Below are 6,046 nucleotides of genomic sequence, written 5' to 3' on the forward strand. Positions count from 1 at the left end.
AGAGGCACCCTCACCCATGACCACTTCCAGCGTTCCAGCCAGCAGCAAAGTCCATCTGATCGACCACCCGCTGGTCCAGCACAAGCTCACCCTGATGCGCCGCAAGGACGCATCGACCAACACCTTCCGCACCCTGCTCAACGAGCTCAGCATGTTGATGGCCTATGAAGTCACGCGCGACATGCCCATGCAGGACATCGAGATCGAAACCCCGCTGGAAAAAACAATCTCCAAAGTCATCGACGGCAAGAAGCTCGTCTTCGTTTCCATCCTGCGCGCCGGCAACGGCATTCTTGAAGGCATGCTCAGCGTGGTGCCCGGCGCCCGCGTCGGCCACGTGGGCCTGTACCGCGACCCGAAAACCCTGACCGCTGTCGAGTACTACTTCAAGATGCCGCACGACATGGAAGAGCGCGACGTCGTTGTGGTCGACCCGATGCTGGCCACCGGCAACTCGGCCATCGCCGCGGTTGAGCGCCTCAAGGAGCTCAACCCCAAGTCCATCAAGTTCGTCTGCCTGCTGACCTGCCCCGAGGGCATTGCGGCGCTGCAAAAAGCCCACCCCGACGTGCCCATCTACACCGCCGCCATCGACCGCGAGCTCAACGACCATGGCTACATCCTGCCAGGCCTGGGCGACGCGGGTGACCGGATCTTTGGCACGAAATGAGCCCCCACGGTTGCTCACTGCGTGTAGCGCCCTGCCCCCCCGAGGGGGCCGCTGCGCCTGCGGACTGGCAGAGCCAGATCCGCGGCCCCGGCTGGTACATGCGGGGAAGCTTGCACCTCATCATTTCGCTTTTGTCCGTCAACTTCCGCCTGAACATCAACCGGAGAACACCCATGGCATCCCTTCTCAAGCGCAGACAACTCGTCGCCCTGGCTGCCGCGCTGACAGTCACCCTGCCCGGCCTCGCCCTGGCGCAAGCCAAGACCAAAGTGGCAGCCGTCTACACCGTGCCTTTCGAGCAGCAATGGGTCAGCCGCATCCACAAGGCGCTCAAGGCCGCCGAAGCCCGCGGCGAGATCGAATACAAGGCCACGGAGAACGTCTCCAATGCCGACTACGAACGCGTGATGCGCGAGTACGCCACCGCCGGCAACCAGCTTGTCATCGGCGAGGCGTTTGCCGTCGAAGCTGCCGCGCGCAAGGTTGCCAAGGATTTTCCGAAGGTGTCTTTCCTGATGGGCTCGTCGGGCAAGGCGCAGGCGCCCAACTTCTCGGTGTTCGACAACTACATCCAGGAGCCGGCCTATCTCAGCGGCATGGTGGCCGGCGGCATGACCAAGAGCAACAAGATCGGCCTGGTCGGCGGTTTCCCGATTCCCGAAGTCAACCGCCTGATGAACGCCTTCATGGCCGGCGCGAAGGAAACCAACCCCAAGGTCGAGTTCAGCGTGAGTTTCATCAACAGCTGGTTTGACCCGCCCAAGGCCAAGGAAGCCGCCTTCGCCATGATCGACAAGGGCGCCGACGTGATGTACGCCGAGCGTTTCGGCGTGAGCGATGCCGCCAAGGAAAAAGGCAAGCTCGCCATCGGCAATGTCATCAACACGCAGGACAAATACCCCGACACCGTGGTCGCCTCGGCCCTGTGGCACATGGAGCCCAGCATCGACCGCGCGCTCAAGCTGGTGAAAGACGGCAAGTTCGCGGCCGAAGATTACGGCCCTTACTCGATGATGAAACACAAGGGTTCCGAGCTCGCGCCGCTCGGTACGTTCGAGAAAAAAGTTCCAGCCGACATCGTCGCCAAGGTCAAGGCCAAGGAAAAAGCCATCCTCGACGGCAAGTTCAGCGTCAAGGTGGACGACGGCCAACCGAAGTCGACAGCCAAATGAGCAAGTGGCGCACCTTGCTGGCCGGCTGCGCGCTGGCTGCCACCCTGGCCGGCTGTGCCGGCCTGCCCTCCGGCACGGCGCTGCGGCTGGACGAGACACCGCGCATTGCGGTGATTTCCGCCTTCCAGCCTGAGCTGACACTGCTGTCGGCCCAGTTGCAGAACCCGCGCCGCCAAAGCGTGAACGGCGTCGAGTTCACCACCGGCACGCTGCAAGGCAAACCCGTCGTGATGTTCCTCTCGGGCATCAGCATGGTCAACGCGTCCATGAACACGCAGCTCGCCCTGGACAGGTTCAAGATCAGCCACATCGTGTACAGCGGCATCGCCGGCGGCGTGAACCCGCAGCTCAATGTGGGCGACGTGACGGTGCCGGCGCAGTGGGGCCAGTACCTTGAAGTCCTGATCGCACGCGAAACGGCGCCTGGCCGCTACAGCCCACCGCCCTTCATCAAGGACGCCACCCTGCCCAACTACGGCATGCTGCACCCGCGTCCGGTGGAGGTACGCACGGCCGCCCTGCCGCAGATCGCCCGCAAGTTCTGGTTCGAAACCGACCCGCGCATGCTGGAAGCGGCACGCAGCATCAGCAATGTCGAGCTGGAGCATTGCAAAGCCGGCAAGTGCCTCTCGCACAAGCCGAAGCTGGTCATAGGCGGCAACGGTGTTTCCGGCCAGGCCTTCATGGACAACAAGGCCTTCCGCGAATACACGTTCAAGACTTTCCAGGCCAATGTGCTGGACATGGAAACCGCCGCTGTCGGGCACGTGGCCTACAGCAACACCGTGCCATACATCGCCTTCCGCTCGCTCAGCGACCTGGCAGGCGGCGGCGAGGGTGAGAACGAAATGGGCACCTTCATGGGCATAGCGGCCGACAATTCGGCCAAGGTGTTGCTGGCGTTTCTTGCAGCCTGGAAATAGCATGCCTGAACTCACCGGCATTGACCACATCTACATTGCCGTGAGCAACATGGTCCAATCGGAAGCTTTCTACGACAAGCTCATGCTCAAGACACTCAGCTGCCGAAAAAACACCTTCGCAATCGGCGGCGACCCGCACATCCAGTACTACAACCGCCACTTCGGTTATGTTCTGCGGCCGGCCCGCTCGCAAACCGGGCACGACGCCTATTCGCCCGGCCTTCATCACTTCTGCCTGCGCGTAGATACTGTCGAAGACGTTGCCGAATGCGCGCGGCTGTTGCAGGCCTCCGGTATCAACGCCAGCGAGCCGCACAACCACGGCGAATACGCCCCCGACTACTGGGCCACCTTCTTCTCCGACCCCGACGGCCTTCGTCTGGAGATCACCAACTACCGCCAGGAGCGGCGCGACCGGCATGACCGCTGGGCATCCCTCGGCTGAACATTCGCAGCCGCCGGTGCTGCGGCTCAGCGGCATCACCAAACGCTTCGGCACGCTGGTCGCGAACGACAACATCTCTCTTGAGCTGCACGGCGGCGAAATCCTCGCGCTGCTTGGTGAAAACGGTGCCGGCAAGTCCACCCTGGTGTCCATCCTCTTTGGCCACTACACCGCCGACGAAGGCCGGATCGAAGTTTTCGGCCAGGCCCTGCCGCCCGGCAACCCCAAAGCCGCACTGGCCGCCGGCATCGGCATGGTGCACCAGCACTTCACGCTGGCCGACAACCTGAGCGTGCTCGACAACGTGATGCTGGGCAGCGAAGCGCTGTGGCAGCCCTTCTCGCGCCGCGGCGCCGCACGTGCAAAGCTGCTGGAAGTCGCCCGGCGTTTCGGCCTGCCGGTGGCGCCGGATGCGAAGGTGGGCAGCCTGTCAGTGGGCGAACGCCAGCGCGTTGAAATCCTCAAGGCGCTGTACCGCGGCGCACGCATTCTGATCCTCGACGAACCCACGGCCGTGCTGACGCCGCAGGAAAGCGAAGCGCTGTTCGAGACCCTGGGCCAGATGGTGGCCGAGGGCCTGTCCATCATCTTCATCAGCCACAAGCTCGGCGAGGTGCTGCGCGTGTCGAAACGCGTGGCGGTGCTGCGCGGCGGCAAGCTCGTGGCCGAGGCGCCGGCAGCCGGCACCACGCAGGCGCAACTGGCGCAGTGGATGGTCGGCCATGCGGTAAATGCGCCTCAGCGCCGGCCGGCGCCGTCGGTGGGCGAAGCCGTGTGTACCTTGAAAGACGTCAGCACGGCCGGCAGCGGGCGTGACCGGCTTCATGGCGTGTCGCTCACGCTGAAAGCCGGAGAAATCATGGCGATTGCCGGCGTCTCGGGCAACGGCCAGCTCGCCCTGGCCGATTTGCTTTGCGGCACGCGCGCCGCCAGCCAGGGCACCGTGTCCTTCCTGGGGCAGCCCCTGCAGGCCTCACCCGCCCGGCTGGTGACGCAGGGTGTGGCGCGCATCCCGGAAGACCGCCACGCGGTCGGCGTGGTCGGCGACCTCAGCGTCTGGGAGAACGCCGTCTCGGAGCGCCTGCGCAGCCCGGCGTTTTCCAGGGCGCTGTGGATCAAACGCCGCGCCGCGCAAGCCCATGCGGCACACATTGTTCGTGCGTTTGACGTCCGCGGCGGCGGGCCGCAGTCGCCCGCCCGCTCGCTGTCGGGCGGGAACATGCAGAAACTGATTCTCGGGCGTGCTCTGCTGGTGCCAGAGCAGGCCGACGGCAAGACCACGGCGCCACGCCTCGCCGCCGGGCCGCCCCAAGGCGAGGCAGCCCCCTCGGGGGGCAGCGAATCACGCAAAGCGGAGAGCGTGGGGGCAATATCCATCATCGTTGCCCACCAGCCCACCTGGGGCCTGGACATTGGTGCCGTGGCTTATGTGCAGCAACAGCTGATTGCCGCGCGCGATGCCGGTGCCGCCGTGCTGGTGATCTCCGACGACCTGGACGAAGTTCTGTCACTGGGCGACCGCGTCGCCGTCATGCACGCCGGGCAACTGACCGAAGCGCTGCCTGCCGAAGCATGGACGCGTGAAGCCATCGGTCTTGCCATGGCCGGGGTTCATGCCGGAGAGCCAGCATGAGACTGGAGAAAAGAACGCAAACCTCGCGCTGGGCCCTGGTGCTCGCGCCCATCGGGGCCGTCGTCTTCACCCTTCTTGTCAGCTCGCTGCTGGTGCTCTGGGCCGGTGCGCCGCTGGGCCAGACCTATGGCCTGCTGTTCAAGGGCGGCTTCGGCTCGGTGTTTGCGTTGAGCGAAACATTGACCCGTGCCATCCCGCTTATCCTCACCGGCCTGGCCGCCACCGTGGCTTTCAAGGCACGGCTGTTCAACATCGGCGCTGAAGGCCAGTTGTATGCCGGCGCGCTCGCGGCCGTGGCGGTAGGCGGCATGCATGGCGGCACTGGCTTTGACCTGCCCATGTGGCTGCTGTTTGTACTCATGCTGCTGGCCGCCGCGCTGGCCGGTGCCCTGCTGCTGCTCGGCCCCGCGCTGCTGAAGGCGCGTCTGGGCGTGGATGAAGTGGTCACCACCCTGCTGCTCAACTTCATCATGCTGCTGTTCGTCTCGCTCATGCTTGACGGCCCCATGAAAGACCCGACCGCCATGGGCTGGCCGCAAAGCGTGGCACTGCTGGGCGAGCTGGAGCTGTCCAAGCTGCTGCCGCAAACCCGCATCCACACCGGCCTGCTCTGGGCCGTCGGCCTCTCGGCTGCCTTGTGGGCGTTGCTCAAATACACCGTGCCGGGTTTTGACATTCGCGCCACGGGCGCCAATGCTCGCGCCGCAGCCTTTGCCGGCGTGCCGGTGACACGCACCGTCGTGCTGGTCGCGCTGCTCTCCGGCGGCCTGGCCGGGCTGGCCGGTGCCATCGAGGTGGCAGGCCGCACCAGCTACGTCACGCTGGACATGTCGCCGGGCTACGGCTACACCGGCATCGTCATTGCCATGCTGGCGGCGCTGAACCCGCTGGGGGTGCTGGCGGCAGGTGTGTTTGTGGCGGGGGTGCTGGTGGGGGCCGACAGCATGAGCCGGGCTGTCGGGGTGCCGACCTACATTGCGGATGTGATTGTTGCGGCTTCGTTGATCTCGGTGCTGGTGGCTACGTTGATGACGCAATACCGGGTGGTTGGGGGGCGCAAGGCATGAGGTTGATGTCTGCTCTGTCTGCTGGGTCTATCGTTCGGGCTGAGCCTGTCGAAGCCGTCTTCCCTTCCTGCGCTGGAGCTGTGCCAACAAGCCGGGGGTTGCCCGGCGGCAACTCACTTTTCTTTTGCGTCGCCAA

The 6,046-nt window shown here is 64.8% G+C and carries 6 protein-coding genes; all 6 read left to right on the forward strand.

Features of this window, described 5'->3' with window-relative positions; all coding sequences use genetic code 11:
* The first annotated feature begins 16 nt into the window (after window positions 1-16).
* The 6 genes from upp to ABI660_RS15030 all read left to right on the forward strand — a co-directional run bounded on the left by upp (window position 17) and on the right by ABI660_RS15030 (window position 5,910).
* On the forward strand, window positions 17-670 hold the full coding sequence (gene upp / locus ABI660_RS15005; RefSeq protein WP_348069432.1) for a uracil phosphoribosyltransferase: 654 nt from the start codon (window positions 17-19) through the stop codon (window positions 668-670).
* A 173-nt stretch (window positions 671-843) separates the two neighbouring features.
* A complete protein-coding gene (locus tag ABI660_RS15010) occupies window positions 844-1,842 on the forward strand; it encodes a BMP family protein (protein ID WP_348069434.1) in 999 nt (332 codons plus the stop codon).
* The gene (locus ABI660_RS15015; protein ID WP_348069436.1) at window positions 1,839-2,765 is read left to right on the forward strand and encodes a phosphorylase; all 927 of its coding nucleotides are present in this window, start codon (window positions 1,839-1,841) and stop codon (window positions 2,763-2,765) included. The genes ABI660_RS15010 and ABI660_RS15015 overlap by 4 nt, the downstream gene beginning before the upstream one ends.
* Window position 2,766: 1 nt before the next feature.
* Window positions 2,767-3,210 carry a VOC family protein gene (locus ABI660_RS15020; RefSeq protein ID WP_348069438.1) on the forward strand — a complete coding sequence of 148 codons (444 nt, stop codon included), beginning with the start codon at window positions 2,767-2,769 and terminating at the stop codon, window positions 3,208-3,210.
* Window positions 3,185-4,843: an ABC transporter ATP-binding protein gene (locus tag ABI660_RS15025; protein ID WP_348069440.1), complete on the forward strand. Its 1,659-nt coding sequence runs from the start codon at window positions 3,185-3,187 to the stop codon at window positions 4,841-4,843. Before ABI660_RS15020 ends, ABI660_RS15025 begins: the two co-directional genes overlap by 26 nt.
* Window positions 4,840-5,910 (forward strand): ABC transporter permease, encoded by a 1,071-nt coding sequence (locus ABI660_RS15030; RefSeq protein WP_348069442.1) that lies wholly within the window; start codon window positions 4,840-4,842, stop codon window positions 5,908-5,910. The genes ABI660_RS15025 and ABI660_RS15030 overlap by 4 nt, the downstream gene beginning before the upstream one ends.
* Window positions 5,911-6,046 lie beyond the last annotated feature (136 nt).

Origin of the sequence: Polaromonas sp. (genome assembly GCF_039930745.1) — a bacterium.
Classification (GTDB): domain Bacteria; phylum Pseudomonadota; class Gammaproteobacteria; order Burkholderiales; family Burkholderiaceae_C; genus Polaromonas.